The sequence below is a fragment of the Limnobacter parvus genome, from assembly GCF_024623725.1.
Taxonomy (GTDB): Bacteria; Pseudomonadota; Gammaproteobacteria; order Burkholderiales; family Burkholderiaceae_B; genus Limnobacter; species Limnobacter parvus.
Genome location: NZ_JANKHG010000014.1, coordinates 244,709 through 256,571, shown reverse-complemented (window position 1 = coordinate 256,571; position 11,863 = coordinate 244,709). Strand labels below are relative to the sequence as shown.

Sequence of the window (11,863 nt, the reverse complement as noted above, 5' to 3'; positions counted from 1 at the left end):
GAAGTTCACACTGACTCACCGAGCTCGGCAAAAAACATGGCCGAGTCTCGGTGTCGACCCTCGGTCGAACGTGGCGTGTGAATTCAAACGGGCAGGTTTTCTTGAAGGCGGGACATTGGGACATCGTCGCCGATTCGGCCATAAACTGGCCAGTGATTGATCAAAAGCGCCGCTATCAAGACAACTCGGCAGTGGGTTTGCTTGTTCCGCACTTCAAGAAAACCGCCCCGTTTGATGTCAGCCGCGGCGCTCGGCTACAAGCCGACAAAGAATTTAGCCATTTGTTTTGCTGAATTCTTTGAGCAAGGGTGACCATCAAAAAGGGATGAAGCGGTTTTCAGTGCGGAATGGGCAACCCACGACGTGTTGACAAGTTACGGTAAGCAATCCACGACGGGTTGGCTAAAAAAGCAACCGCGAGCCTTTCAAGCCTTCGCCCAAAACACCGCAAATTTCTGTTCCGGGTCTGTGTACGCTATACACGCCACAAACCCCGCCCGTTTCAGCATGTCTTCGAACCCGGTCAACGTCCACTTGTAAGAATTCTCGGTGTGAATGCTTTCACCTTCAACGAATTGGCGTTCACCACCTTCCCAAGCCACAGTTACATCCCGCAATGCTTCAAGGTGCATTTCAATCCGGCTTCGCTCAGTATTGTAAAGCCCAATGTGTTTCCAGTCTTCCAATTGGAAATTCGTGCCTGCCAAGGTGTTGAAGTGCAGCAGCATATTGCGGTTGAATGCTGCTGTAACGCCCAGCGCGTCGTCGTAAGCGGCTTCAAGCACTGCTTTGTTTTTGACCAGATCCACACCAATCAGCAGGCCGCCACCCGCAGCCGACGCACACTCGCCATGAACTTGTTTCAGGAATGTCAGGGCTTCTTCAGGTGTGAAATTACCAATACTAGACCCAGGGAAAAACATCACTTTGGACTGTGCCGGGTTCAGGGCCAGGCCCGCGGGCAGGGTTAGCTCGCTGGAAAAGTCCATGCCCACACCGCTCATTTCAAGTTCAGGAAACTGGCGCTGCAGGCATTCCAGTGAGCCTTTCAAAAAGTCCACGGAAATGTCGACAGCCACATAGCGGGCTGGGTGAAACACATTGAATAAGCTGGCCGCCTTGTCACAATTGCCTGCACCCAGGTCGATGAACACCGACTTTGCGGGAATTTGCTTGGCCATGTCGTGGCCATGCATATTAAAAATTAGCGCTTCGGTTCGGGTGGGGTAGTACTCAGGAATGCAGGTGATGGCTTCAAACAGTTTGGAGCCCAGTTCGTCATATAGATACTTGGGGGAGGTGTGTGCTTTGCTGGCGCGCAAGCCGCTGAGCAATTCTTCACGAATGTGGTCAGCTTGGGCTTGGTAAATCTGAATGAATTGTGGTGTCGGGTTCATGGTTCTTAATTAATCATCGGGTCATTCTGCGGCGAAGGTGGTAGCTCATGCTGTCGACAATCGCCACCAACAGCAGCATGGCTGCAAGAATGGTTGCAGTTTTACCCATTTGAAACAGGCCCATGTGAAACGAAAGCAATTGACCAAGCCCACCCGCGCCAACCACCCCAAGAATGGCAGCAGCGCGAATGTTATTTTCCCAGCGGTAAAGCGTGTAGCTCATTAACTGTGGAATAACCTGCGGCAGGGTGGTGAAGTAAAACACTTTCAGGTTACCAACACCTTGGGTGCGCAGGGCATCGGCTGGTTCGGGTGGTGCATTTTCGATCGATTCGGCAAACAGGCGGCCCAGTACTCCGGTGGTGTGAAATGCCAGTGCCAACGTTCCTGCAAATGGACCCAGGCCAGCGGAAATCAACAACAATGCAGCCCACACCAGTTCGGGAATGGAGCGCAGGGCATTCAGCACCCAACGCGTGGGCGTTCGCAATAAGCTTTTGTCGTTGCTGTGCAGTTTGCTGGCAGGAATGGCCAGAGCCAAACCAGCAACTGCTGCAAGTGCAGTGCCCATCAGCGACATGGCCAGGGTCTCAATGGTGCCCCAGCCAACCTTGACCAGAAATTTCGGGTCGGTTTCCATCGGGAAGAATTCTGCAATAAAACGTCCCATCGACGCGAATGCTTCCAGCGAAAGAAAGTCGCCCCACTTCAAGCCCAAGGTCAGGAAGCTGGCAAAGACCAATGCCAGCATGCCCAGCAACAATATCGCCGTTCCTGCTTTCATAACTGGCGGTGCTTTGGTAGGGCACTGGGTGTGAGCGAGGTTGTTGCTCATACCAGTCGCTTCCGGAAAAATGCGCTCACCGCATCGGCCAGTGCCACCAACAAAATGAACACAATCAGCATGGTGGACACTTCACCGCCATTGAACATTTTCATGGAATTGTCGAGTTCCTGCCCCAGGCCACCTGCACCCACAAAGCCCAGCACCACCGAAGAACGAATTGCACATTCCCAGCGGTATACCGTGTATGAGGTCAGTTCCATCACGTTTTGCGGCAACAGACCATAGAAAAAAGCCTGCAAGCGGCCAGTGCCGTTTCTCAGCAAGGTTTCGGTGGGGGTGGTTTCGCCGCTTTCAAGAATTTCGCCGTACACCTTGCCCAGCATGCCGCCATAGGTCAGTGCAATGGCCAGCACACCGGCAGTGGGCCCCAAGCCAACCACGCGCACAAATACCAAGGCCCACACCAGTTCAGGAATGCTGCGCAGGAAAATCAGCGTCCAGCGAATGAATTGCCGAACCACAAAGGGCAAGGCATGCATGCGACCGGAAATGGCAGAAATAGACAACACGCGGGTGGACAAAATGGTCAGCGGAAATGCGATAACCAAGGCCATCACCATGCCCGCAGTTGCTATGGCCACAGTGGTCCAAGTGGCGTCTGCAATTCGCCACAGCAGATCAGGTTCAAGCACTGGCGGGAAAAAGCTGCCGATGAATTCAGCGCTGATGCGCATGTTTTCGGGTTCGAATAAAACGGCAGGGCGGAACTCTGTGGCCACGGCAAGTGGCCACACCATGACAATGGCGAACACCATCCAGAAAAGGCGTTGGTGCCAGGCCGGGTCGCGCAGGGGTACGTCAAAGCGCGGGTTGTGCACCGGCAAACTGCTCATCGACAATTGTTCACCACCACAATGGGGGCGGCGCGCTCGAATTGCTTTTCAATCAATTCTCGGTCTTGATTGCCCAAAAGCTCATGTTCGTATTGCGAGTACAGTGATTTCAACATTGCGGGAGTAACTTGTTCAGTCGGCAAGTCGAATTCAATTTCGCCGTGGCGCAGGCCGACAATTCGAGTGAAGAACGCCAGCGCCATGTCAACCTGGTGCAGCGTGCACACCAAGGTAATACCATTGGACTGAGCTGTTTCGGTGAGTGCCGACATGGCCTGCCGGGCGCGGGTTGGGTCGAGTGCCGACAAGGGCTCATCCACCAGCCAAAGCTTGGCAGGTGACACAAAAAGGCGTGCCAAACCCACGCGCTGGCGTTCGCCGCCGGAAAGCCGGTCGACTCGTTCAAAAATTTTCTCGGGCAAATCCAGTTTGCTTAATGCGCTGTGTGCCGCTGGAATGTCCACGGGGTAAAAAAGTGATTTGATGCTTTGCATCAGGTTCATTGCGGGCAAGCGACCCGCCAACACGGAAGTAATCACTCGCTGCCGTGGCGGCAAAGGAGGTACCTGGGGGGCAACAATCAGTTGGCCTCGCAGTTTCTGTAATTTGCGTTTGCTCAAGGCCCACGGCTTCTGATCATTCAGGGAAATAGAGCCATGTTGCGGTTTGATTGTGCAGGAAAGCACTTGTAGAAGTGTAGTTTTACCTGCGCCCGAGGGGCCGATCAATGCGACTTGTTCACCACTGTCGATGTGCAGACTCATTTTCTTGATTGCCGGTGCGCTGTCCGGAGCGGCAGAAGGGTGGCAGGCATCGATGCCCTGAATTTGAAGCTTCACTGCGTTGCCTTCCCCATGTTGCTGCCAGGGCCCGCGAGTCGGGCCCCTTTTCTGAATTATAACAAGCCAGCGCTGCGTGCGGCGCTTTCCAGGCCTTTGTAGTTCTCGGGCTTGGTGTCGATGTAACGCGTGGCGCGATTCAAGCGCAGAATTTCTGCATGCTCTGGTACTGCCGGGTCCAGGTCAAACAGGGCTTTCTGAATCTTGGCGCGCAACTCCGCTGGCATGTCTTGGTGCACAGTCCAGTTGTAGTTGTAATAGGGTGGCGTGGTGTAAAACACGTTCACTGCTTTTGTGTCGACCTTGTTCTCACCCACAAACTTCTTCCACACGGTGATGTCCAGTGCCGCCGCATCCACTTTTCCGCTTACCACAGAGGCAATGGTTGCATCGTGTGCGCCAGAATAGGCAATACGTTTGAATGACTTTTCAGGTTCGAGGCCAGCTTCAAGCAAGAAGCTTCGTGGCATCAGGTGACCGGATGTGCTGCTCTGTGAGCCGAAGGAAATTTGTTTGCCTTTCATATCTTGAAGGCTTTTGATGCCCGAATCGGTTTTCGCGATAAATACCGACTGAAACTTCGTGTCTTCCACGCGCTGGGCAATTGGAATCACCTTACCGTTCGAGCGCAAGGACGCCTGAACATGGGTAAAGCCGCCAAACCACACCAAATCTACTTTTTTGTTCACCAAAGCTTCCACCGCCGCTGGGTAATCGCTAACGGGAGTGAACTCAACTTTCATGCCCACAGCCTTGGACAAGTAATTGGCCAGCGGTTCGAACTTGCGAATTTGCTCGGTGGCTGCTTCTTCAGGAATTGTTGTTACCTTAAGTACCTGCTCGGCATGTGCAGATGCGGAAAACCCCGCTGCCAGCGCAATGGCTGCCACAGAGAAGAGTCGGCGTGAAATGGAAATTGATGAACGTTTCATGAGTACCTCGTTGTACAGAACGATTGGAAATAACCCGGATATTGATAATCGCACAAACATTTCACGTTTTAACTATTAAATGGTCGTGCGGGTGATATTTAACTACCGGTTTTTCCGGCAGCCTGAACTTCTGCAGCTTGCTCTTCGCCACTCTTGTAATGGGGCACGCGAACCACCAAGCGCTTGGCCCGCTGAATAAAACTGTTACTGCCTTTCACTTCTTGTGCCCAGTAGTCATCAGCCAGTGCTATGTTCTTTTCCATTTCAAGTTCAAATGCGGCTTGCGAAACTTGCCCGCCAAAAATATAGGTTTTCCCGTTCACAACGCGGAAGTCGGTTGCATTGCCGCCCCATGGAATACCAAACATGATGCCGTTGGCGCAGTAGCCACCATACTGGGGCACGTACTTCGTGGGTTCCGAATCGAACAAAGCTTTGTTGTCGGCGTTGGCGAAGTGGAAGTCAACTTCTTCGAAGGTACTTTTGAATTGGGGGGAACCCTGCACATAGGCCTCTTGCGTAATGTAGGCCACCACATCTGCACCAAACAACATTACACGGCTGTCGCCTGCCACTTCAGCGGCATTCACCGGGCTTAGTTCGCTGGCCGGGTTTTGTGCTGTCATTGCGGAGCAACCAGTCAGGCCAATTACCAAACTGCCTGCGATTAAAAGTTTGTGGGTGCGCGTAAATTTCAAAATACTTCTCCTGTAGCTATATTGAATCAAGTCGACGAACTGACCCGCTGGGCGGCAAACAGTTCCTCGGGCGCTTTTTGCTCGCCCATATTCATGTCGCGTGAATCCTCAAGATAAGGTGCAGTCCACCCCAGCATGGCACTGGCCTGCTCGCAGCGCTGCCGAAGGTTGCGCGTGTTTTCTCCGCCCAAATGCATAATGCCGTAACGGTAGCTACGCAACCATTTGAAATCGCGCCGAAGTTCTTTTTCGTCTTTGGGGTATTCGAACAGCAAGGCCTCAGGAAATTCAGCCCAAAAACTGTTCTTCTGGGCAAAACTTGGAAATGCAACCGCACCGCTCGGGTCGAATGAGCGGTAAACAAAACTTGCCGCCGCACCTGCACTGGGTTTGGCTTTGCCCAGGGTGGCGGGGTCGATGCCATGTGCAAGTGCAAAGGCAACTTCATGCAGGTCGATGCCATCTACGCGCAAATACAAATCTGAGAATTGCGACGCCATGCGCGGGTTAAATTCAATCACAGTAATTTTGTCAGTGGCTTCATCATGGAAAAACTCCATATTGAACAGACCATGACTAAACCCGACCGCGGTCAGAAACCGCCGTGCCACATCGGCCGCCCGGGATTGCACCTTTGCATTTAATTTGCTGGGATATTCAAATCGCATGAAGGCGTCGGTGTTCGGGTACATCACTTCATCCACCACGCCCAAAGGCCGCACATCGCCTTGCCACACATAACCGTCCAGGTTGTATTGCCGCCCGCGCATGGGCGCTTCAAGCATCAGGCTGTGGGCTGTACCTGCTTCAGGCAGGCGCTTTTTGGCCACCCGCTCAAAGGGTTCAACCAGGTGCTTGATGACCCAAAGTTCCCAAGCGCCAAATCGCGTATGGGCGTGCAGTTCATGTTCGTTTTTTACCAAACGTGAAAGCACCGAGAACGCCGCCTTGACCGGTTTTACAAACTGGGGATATTCAATGTTGCCGGGCACCGGGCCGCCATAAGCCGCATCGAGGCGTGTGAAGGGCAGGTTGGCCTCGGGCGCCACCTGTTCCAGCACTTGGCGTGCGTACAGTTTGTGCTGGCAGGCCAAAATGGCTTTCACGGGTGTGCCGGGCCAGCCCATTTTCTCAGCCAGCATGGCTGCGCACAGTGCACCGAATTGCTCGTGGCTTGACGCCACCGCTTTGGCGCCCGCGAGTTTTGCCAGCACAGCTGCTTTGGCTACAAATCGTTCAGTGTCGAACCAGGCCAGGCGCGCATTGCTGGGAAAGGTGAACAAATCAAACCCCGAGCTGGTGCTGGGCCATTGATCTTTCAAGCGCTCGGCACCCAGTTCATCCCAGTCATAATTGAACAACAACAGTGTTTTTGGGTGCGGCATGTGGGCTGGGCGGTTTGAAGTTCGAATTATCGTTTGGCGTCGTTTAACGACCAGTCATAATCTGTATACGCAATGTGCAGTGATTTGGATGCGAGTTTATCGACTATTTCAGGCGAGCTGCTCATGTCTTTGGCCCATTTGGCAAATACGTCCTTCACTTCTTTGAACCCCTGATGCCCCTTCTCGAAGTCTTCCGCAAACCACTTGAAAATCGGGCTGACCTGCAGTTCACCGTTTTTCACCCGGTTGCGACTGGAGTCACTAAGGAAACGACGCATTCCGTCGTCGAGCTGCACATTCAGTTTGGTTGCGGTGAAGGCTTCATTGCGCAGGGCAGGGCAGCCAATGCTGGCGCAGTTTACAGCCGCATGAATTCGGGGTTCTTTGTAATTTGGGCGAAGTTGCTCGTGTTCAATCCAGTCCAGGTGGCGTTTTTGGCCCAGCAGGGTAAAAAATTCCTGCTTCCATGGGCTGCTGAACAGGCTGCCAATTTCTTTGATGGATTTGATGTTGGGGTATTTGGTCAAAATCAGCTCAACGGTAAAGCCGTTGTAGGCATTGATCAGAAACGCCATTTGCTGGCTTCTGTTAAATGCATCGAATTCAGTTTTGCTGACTGCTGACCACTCGTTCAACACTTGCTTCAGTGTTCCCCGGTCTTTTTGAAAGCCAGCGTAATTCACCACAGTTTGCTTGTTGCCTGGCAGCCAAGTCACGTGTTTGGCCAGCAAATTATTCCAGGAGGCGTACTCGTGGTCAAATGATGCGGCCATGCTGTGGTTGCTTAAAGTGAGAGCCAACATCAACAAAAGGCTTTTCAAAAACTTCATGGGTTGTATCGGCCTGAATTTAGAGTGTATTTGGAGCGTGAACCGATGTCACAGGTTCCGTCAGCACAACATTATTCGCATCAAGTGGTGCTTTGGTTACACTACCGCAAATTCATCTTTACAAGTGGAGTTGCCATGCCTGCGGTCCCGGTCACCATTGTCTTGTTACTGATCAGCAATATTTTTATGACTTTTGCATGGTATGCCCACCTTAAAGACATGAGCCAGAAGCCGTGGATGATCGCCGCCTTGCTGAGTTGGGGTATTGCGCTGTTTGAATACATGTTTCAAGTGCCGGCCAACCGAATTGGTTATACGGTCTTGTCGGTGGGGCAATTGAAAGTGATGCAGGAAATAATTACCCTGACCGTTTTTGTGCCCTTCGCCCTGTTCTACATGAAAGAGCCGCTGAAGCTTGATTATCTTTGGGCTGGCCTGTGTTTGGTCGGAGCTGCATATTTTATTTTCAGGGACTAAGCAACTCGCTGGTCTATTTGTGCCATGAAATTTTCGATGGCAGTTGCAAACAACTGGCCCTGTCCGCCCTTTTCAACAGCCTGAATTCGACCGGGCGCCTGTTGTTCCAGCTGCAAGGGAAGATCGATTTCTGAGGACTGGACGATCACAGGCGTGTGCTCGCAAAATTCAAGCAGAAAGCGGGCGGTGTTTTCTGCTTTGGAATCACACACATTCAAATCTGAAATCAATAGCTGGCAGGGCATTCCAGATGCCTTCAATTGTGCCAAACTACGAAAATATCGAACGTCGACACGGTCAGCCAGCAGGCGAGTCAAGTGTGTTTCAAGCACAAATCGGTGCATTTCAAAATCTTCGAGGCAGAAAATTACTGGTTTCATGCGTTTGTCGGAATGTTGCGGTAACTTTTCAATGCTACGAGAAATGGTCTGTGGGTGGGAAATTGTTCGAAATCCTATCCCTCTATATGGGGTGTTTGCAGCATGATGTTGGATGTTTTGCTTTTCGCAGCAGGTTTGGTTTTGTTGGTGTTGGGTGCCAATGTGCTGGTTCGCGGCGCATCGAATTTGGCCTTGTCGTTCGGTATTTCGCCTTTGGTGGTCGGCTTGACGGTGGTCGCGTTTGGAACCAGCGCACCTGAAATTGCAGTGTCCGTGGGCGCTGCTTTGGATGGAGTCACCGACATTGCAATTGGCAATGTGGTGGGCAGCAACATTTTCAACGTGTTGTTCGTGCTGGGTGTTAGCGCCCTGATCACACCGCTGGTGGTCAATTTGCAGCTTATTCGCCAAGAAGTACCCATCATGATTGGGGCTTCTGTCCTGTTGCTGTTGTTGAGCCTGGACGGACAGCTAAGCTGGTCCGACGGCGGAATTCTTGTTGTGCTTATGGTGGCCTACACCGCTTTTTTGATTGTTCAATCTCGAACACAGGTCAAGGCTGAACAAGCAGATTATGAGCAGGAGATTCAGCCTGCAGTCTCTGGGTCTTGGGATTCGAAGTTGCCCGTTCAATTGGGATTGATTGCGGTGGGCCTGCTGCTCCTGGTGCTGGGGTCTGAGTGGTTGGTCAGTTCCGCTGTGGTTTTTGCCAAGGCCATGGGTGTTAGCGATGTGGTTATCGCCTTGACCATCGTGTCAGCGGGAACGTCCATGCCGGAAGTGGCCACGTCGATCGCCGCTGCATTGAAAGGAGAGCGCGACATTGCCGTGGGCAATGTGGTGGGCAGTTGTACCTTCAACGTATTTGCCTGCCTGGGTATTTCCAGCTTGGTTGCCATACCAGCAGGCTTGGCGGTAGCGCCTTCTCTGCTGGCTTTTGACATGTGGGTTATGTTGGCAGTGGCTTTTGCATGTTTGCCAATTTTCTTGACTGGGCGTGAAATTGCGCGTTGGGAGGGGGCTGTATTTTTGGCCTACTACGCCGCCTATGTGGTGTATCTGATTCTGGATGCGCAAGGCCATGATGCGCTAGAACTTTATTCCAGCACCATGCTCAGTTTTGTGGTGCCCATCACAGTGATCACCCTGGTGGTCAGCTTGCTGAACAGGAGGCCGGCAATCACCGACTCAAAGACCTGAATTCAAATGCTTTTGTGGGATTAATCGCCAGATTCGGGGACTTATGCCCCCAGCTTTAAAAGCGTACATTGGTATTATAAATTTAATTGCGGTGTAACCTAATCAGGAGACGGCTTTGAAAGTTGCCCCCGCTGTTGCAGTAATAGGTTTATTTGCTGGTCTGTTAAGTAACGTTGCCCATGCCGACAGCGATTTGCCGGTTTGGCTGCAAGAGCGTTTTGAGCCTGTGCATTATGATTTAACACGCATGGTCGACAACACTGCGCGTAACCTTGACCAGTTTTTTGGCACTGAAGACAGCCTTTTTGTCGAGAACCAGTCTTTTCTGCGGGTGGCGCTGGACACGCGCCTGCAACCAGGTGATTCGAAACTCGATCCCAGTGTGCGGTTTCGTGTCGACATGCCGACCACCAAAAAACGCTTGCGACTCATTATTGAAAGCGACATTGAAGAACCGTTGAACCGGCTTTCAGAACAAGGTATTCGGGAGGTACGCGGCGGTGAACGTTTTGATACCAGTAACTCTGCGGTCGGCCTTGAACAGCGTTCATCCAACGACCCGTCAGAATCATGGGTACAGGGTCTGGGGCTGGGTGTGAAGTTTGGCGCACCGCTTGATCCCTACATTCGTTACTCAGCGCTTCGACAATGGAATTTTAGCGAAAGCAAGTGGCAACTCAATTCATCAAGCCGGGTCACCCAGTTCAATCAGCGGGGCTTGCAGGTGCGCACCAACTTTGATGTAAACAAGCCCTTGGCCGACGATGTGGCCTTGCGTTTCCAAACGTACGCGGAATTTGAGGAGATGCGCGACTCGACCGTATTCTCCCAAACTGCGGAGATTAACCGGATACTGGATTCGCGCACCGCTTTGCGCTATGCACTGATTGTGGTGGGTGAAGACCGGGGCCCAAACACCATCAAAGACTACATTTTGCAAGCCTACTACCGGCGGGACATTCACAAGAATGTTTTGTTCATGGACATCATTCCTGAAATCCATTTCCCAACCGAGGCTGGTCGCGACCCTTATTTGGCTTTAACCTTTCGACTTGAAGCTTTTTTCCGGGGCAATTTCAGTCGAGCCTTATGATGTCCAATACCCAGATTTTGCAGCGCGATCAGCTTGATCTGAGCGCTCTTGTCGACTATCCAGAAATTGAATATGCGCCGGGTGGCATTGGAAACAGCCCGGTGGCCATGCTGGTTCACGGTTTTCCCGACACTCCCCACAGTTGGGGCAAGGTAGCCCAGGGGCTGGTGCAAGCCGGCTACACGGTGGTGCGCCCTTGGCTGCGCGGTTACACGCCTGCGTCCGTCAAACATGGTGCCAGTTACGACCCTTACACCGCCGGGCTTGACCTGCTTGCCTGGCGGGACATGTTTGCCGGGCGCAAGGTTCATTTGGTCGGGCACGATTGGGGCGCCGTGGCGGCGATGGCCGCAGTGGCAACCCAGGCCAATGCATGGGAAACACTTTCACTGTTGGCCATTCCGCCCTTTCAGCGGGTTGAAAGGGCATGGCGCTTATTGCCCAGGCAAATGGTGATGTCGCAGTACATGCTGGAAATGCAGGCAGCAAGTGCACCAGTCAAATTGGCAGCCAATCAGTTTGGTAGAGTTCGCGCCTTGTGGTCAAGTTGGTCGCCGGGTTGGAAGTTTACCAATTCGGACATTGATCCGGTATTGGAAGCCTTTTCGAACCCAAAGGTGGCCTGGGCGGCAACGCGTTATTACCGTTCACTGTTCACCCTGCACCGAGTTGCAACGCGTTCAATTTATGCCAGCTCCAGAAAGCCACTAAACGTGCCTACACTGGCCATGGCTGGGCAAGATGACGGATGCATGCAGGCTGCTTTGCTGAATGTGATGATCGAGCCAACGTGCTTTCCGCGCGGCATTCGGTCGGAAATACTCAGCAATTGCGGACATTTTCTGCATGCTGAGCAACCCGATGCAGTGCTTTCCAAATTGCTGGCGCACTTTGACGCACAATGATCGCATCGCGTTACTTTACTGCGATAACAATTTCACCACATAATCAA

At 52.4% G+C, this 11,863-nt stretch carries 14 protein-coding genes; 5 read left to right on the top strand and 9 right to left on the bottom strand.

What is annotated here, in order from left to right:
• The first annotated feature begins 101 nt into the window (after window positions 1-101).
• Entirely contained in the window at window positions 102-293 is a 192-nt protein-coding gene (locus NSP04_RS03510; RefSeq protein ID WP_257510948.1) for a hypothetical protein, read from the top strand.
• Between the two features lie 132 nt (window positions 294-425).
• Here the strand turns inward: NSP04_RS03510 and egtD are convergent, their stop codons facing one another.
• From egtD to NSP04_RS03470, 8 genes are all read right to left on the bottom strand, one after another.
• Complete coding sequence (egtD, locus tag NSP04_RS03505) at window positions 426-1,397, bottom strand: L-histidine N(alpha)-methyltransferase (RefSeq protein WP_257510947.1); 972 nt, start codon at window positions 1,395-1,397, stop codon at window positions 426-428.
• 13 nt (window positions 1,398-1,410) lie between these two features.
• Window positions 1,411-2,232 carry a phosphonate ABC transporter, permease protein PhnE gene (gene phnE, locus NSP04_RS03500; RefSeq protein ID WP_371824990.1) on the bottom strand — a complete coding sequence of 274 codons (822 nt, stop codon included), beginning with the start codon at window positions 2,230-2,232 and terminating at the stop codon, window positions 1,411-1,413.
• Window positions 2,229-3,077 (bottom strand): PhnE/PtxC family ABC transporter permease, encoded by an 849-nt coding sequence (locus tag NSP04_RS03495; RefSeq protein WP_257510946.1) that lies wholly within the window; start codon window positions 3,075-3,077, stop codon window positions 2,229-2,231. Before NSP04_RS03495 ends, phnE begins: the two co-directional genes overlap by 4 nt.
• The gene (locus tag NSP04_RS03490) at window positions 3,074-3,916 is read right to left on the bottom strand and encodes a phosphonate ABC transporter ATP-binding protein (RefSeq protein WP_257510945.1); all 843 of its coding nucleotides are present in this window, start codon (window positions 3,914-3,916) and stop codon (window positions 3,074-3,076) included. The genes NSP04_RS03495 and NSP04_RS03490 overlap by 4 nt, the downstream gene beginning before the upstream one ends.
• A 56-nt stretch (window positions 3,917-3,972) precedes the next feature.
• Entirely contained in the window at window positions 3,973-4,848 is an 876-nt protein-coding gene (locus NSP04_RS03485; protein WP_257510944.1) for a putative selenate ABC transporter substrate-binding protein, read from the bottom strand.
• Between the two features lie 98 nt (window positions 4,849-4,946).
• Window positions 4,947-5,546, bottom strand: a complete 600-nt coding sequence (locus tag NSP04_RS03480; protein ID WP_257510943.1) for a YHS domain-containing (seleno)protein — start codon at window positions 5,544-5,546, stop codon at window positions 4,947-4,949.
• A gap of 26 nt (window positions 5,547-5,572) precedes the next feature.
• Window positions 5,573-6,931, bottom strand: coding sequence for an ATP-grasp domain-containing protein (locus NSP04_RS03475; protein ID WP_257510942.1), 1,359 nt, complete (start codon window positions 6,929-6,931; stop codon window positions 5,573-5,575).
• A gap of 26 nt (window positions 6,932-6,957) precedes the next feature.
• Entirely contained in the window at window positions 6,958-7,761 is an 804-nt protein-coding gene (locus NSP04_RS03470; RefSeq protein WP_257510941.1) for a DUF547 domain-containing protein, read from the bottom strand.
• 135 nt (window positions 7,762-7,896) lie between these two features.
• On the opposite strand from NSP04_RS03470, the gene NSP04_RS03465 reads away from it, so the two are divergent.
• Window positions 7,897-8,238 carry a DMT family protein gene (locus NSP04_RS03465; RefSeq protein ID WP_257511213.1) on the top strand — a complete coding sequence of 114 codons (342 nt, stop codon included), beginning with the start codon at window positions 7,897-7,899 and terminating at the stop codon, window positions 8,236-8,238.
• Here the strand turns inward: NSP04_RS03465 and NSP04_RS03460 are convergent.
• Window positions 8,235-8,618: a hypothetical protein gene (locus tag NSP04_RS03460; RefSeq protein ID WP_257510940.1), complete on the bottom strand. Its 384-nt coding sequence runs from the start codon at window positions 8,616-8,618 to the stop codon at window positions 8,235-8,237. The genes NSP04_RS03465 and NSP04_RS03460 overlap by 4 nt on opposite strands.
• A gap of 102 nt (window positions 8,619-8,720) precedes the next feature.
• On the opposite strand from NSP04_RS03460, the gene NSP04_RS03455 reads away from it, so the two are divergent.
• From NSP04_RS03455 to NSP04_RS03445, 3 genes are all read left to right on the top strand, one after another.
• A complete protein-coding gene (locus tag NSP04_RS03455) occupies window positions 8,721-9,818 on the top strand; it encodes a calcium/sodium antiporter (RefSeq protein ID WP_257510939.1) in 1,098 nt (365 codons plus the stop codon).
• Window positions 9,819-9,933: 115 nt separating this feature from the next.
• Entirely contained in the window at window positions 9,934-10,911 is a 978-nt protein-coding gene (locus tag NSP04_RS03450; protein ID WP_257510938.1) for a hypothetical protein, read from the top strand.
• Window positions 10,908-11,816: an alpha/beta fold hydrolase gene (locus NSP04_RS03445; RefSeq protein WP_257510937.1), complete on the top strand. Its 909-nt coding sequence runs from the start codon at window positions 10,908-10,910 to the stop codon at window positions 11,814-11,816. The genes NSP04_RS03450 and NSP04_RS03445 overlap by 4 nt, the downstream gene beginning before the upstream one ends.
• The last annotated feature ends 47 nt before the right edge of the window (window positions 11,817-11,863 follow it).